1 protein-coding gene is annotated in these 654 nt (G+C 40.5%); it reads right to left on the bottom strand.

Features of this window, described 5'->3' with window-relative positions; genetic code table 11:
- Nucleotides 1-654: hypothetical protein (locus DNK84_RS13550; RefSeq protein ID WP_162902500.1), on the bottom strand; the 654-nt coding region annotated here is incomplete at both ends.

The raw sequence follows: 654 nt of genomic DNA, 5'->3' as shown, positions 1-654 counted from the left end.
AGGTGTGCTACATCATGGATGCCATACATATTCAAATACACGGATGGCGTGGTACCGCTAATTGCAAGTGTTGACCCACTGGGTGCTGTAAAATCAACGATACCATCTCCATTAAAATCTACCGTAACCGCCGTACCATTGTCCACTATAATACTTGACTCGCTACCAGATACCGTTATTTGACTTCCTTGTTCCGTTATAACTGTTAAGCTGCCATCCTGATTGTCAACTATCTGGCTATTCTCTGGTACAATAGTAGTGGTTCCATCATTATTCATATCAACCGTTAATGAGTTATCCAAGTTGCTCACAACCACCGTTGGCATTGTGCTGCCCTCTGGTAAAACAGGAATCGTTACCATACTATTATCTGCGGTAGTTAACGTAAATGTACCATCACCATTATCTAAAACGTTGCCTCCTGACTCAATAATAACATCAATTGTTCCATCATTATTTGCATCAATATACTCAGGTGAAATAACCTCAATAACTGGTTCAGGTAAGATATCCACGGTTATCGTATAGCTACTATCAGAATCCACTGTGCCATCATTCACACTAAAACCAAAACTGTCATAAGCTGTACCATTGGCATCTTGTGCTGGAGTAAACACCAATAGCCCTGCATCAATATCTGCTTTGCTAAGAACA

This window comes from Facilibium subflavum, assembly GCF_003574485.1.
Classification (GTDB): Bacteria; Pseudomonadota; Gammaproteobacteria; order Francisellales; family Francisellaceae; genus Facilibium; species Facilibium subflavum.
Note: the sequence above shows the minus strand (reverse complement) of the source record. Positions and strands in the feature narration are given on the sequence as shown.